This window comes from Psychrobacter sp. NG27 (assembly GCF_016106655.1).
Lineage (GTDB): Bacteria > Pseudomonadota > Gammaproteobacteria > Pseudomonadales > Moraxellaceae > Psychrobacter.
Window position 1 is genome coordinate 1 of sequence record NZ_JADGIN010000023.1, and the last position, 1,093, is coordinate 1,093.

Here is a 1,093-nt window from a genome sequence, read left to right on the forward strand (position 1 = left end):
TCCTCTATCTTAATTGGTACAGCATATAACCATTGCATACCGCCATCACTATGAAAATAGCCATTTTCAAATGCTACGATATAAGCGGTAAAGTCATTACCGTCATTATCCATCATCGCTCGTTCATCGCTCTCGTCATCGACAGCACACCATATGTTTTTATAACCACTTTTTAACATTGCACGCGCTAAATCACTACCTCTTAGCTCTTTATCCATAACACCTCCAAACCGATAGACAATAAGGCTATCTCTTTTAACTTAGCAGAAAGAGGTCAGGTTTTATATTAATTTCGGATAAACGGAAGCCCAGCTTGTGCCTACCTGTGGTTAAAACGTTGAATGTTCAACAGGCCTTGCTCACCGATACATCGCAGACCAAAATAATAGCTTACATACAAAACCGCCCCGATTGTTATAAATCGAGGCGGTTTTAATTTATCTAACACTAGCTGAGCAGTAGCGTTAAATGCCTAATTTATAGACTATAAGTCAGCTCATAGCTATGACTATATATCTCAACGATATTGCCAAATGGATCTTCCATATAGATCATACGATAAGGTTTTTCACCTGGGTAGTAATAACGGGGTTTTTCCATACGCTTTTTACCGCCAGCTGCGATGATGCTCTCTACAAGCTCTTCAAGATTTGGATCTTGGACACAAAAGTGAAAAATACCTGTTTTCCAGTATTCAAAATTATCTTCAGGATCTTCCTGATTCTTAAATTGGAAAAGCTCTACACCCACTCGGTCCGCAGTGGATAGGTGCGCTATGTGTAAATGGCTCCATCCTTTACCAAATATTTCTGTACACATTTGACCTACAGGGCTATCGTCTTCGACGATTTTGGTAGGCGCTACGATAGTGTACCAACCCATTACCTCAGTATAAAATTTGACGGCCTTGTCTATATCAGGCACTGACAGACCAACATGCGAAAAGCTTCTGGGATAAACATTACTCATTGCTTGTGCTCCTGTTTAGATATGACTCATTGGGCAAACTTCCTTTTGCTATTTAAAAATAGCACTATGAGAAATGAAGCTGTGTTGTGAAAGCACATGGATAATGAAGTGAATTGTAAAATAG

General features: G+C 39.4%; 2 protein-coding genes. Both read right to left on the reverse strand.

All coding sequences use genetic code 11. The features are described from left to right. The coding region (locus IP485_RS13675; RefSeq protein WP_198327768.1) for a hypothetical protein at positions 1-218 on the reverse strand (218 nt) is incomplete at its 3' end. Between the two features lie 259 nt (positions 219-477). Then, positions 478-969, reverse strand: a complete 492-nt coding sequence (locus tag IP485_RS13680; RefSeq protein ID WP_197177425.1) for a lactoylglutathione lyase family protein — start codon at positions 967-969, stop codon at positions 478-480. Between the last annotated feature and the right edge of the window lie 124 nt (positions 970-1,093).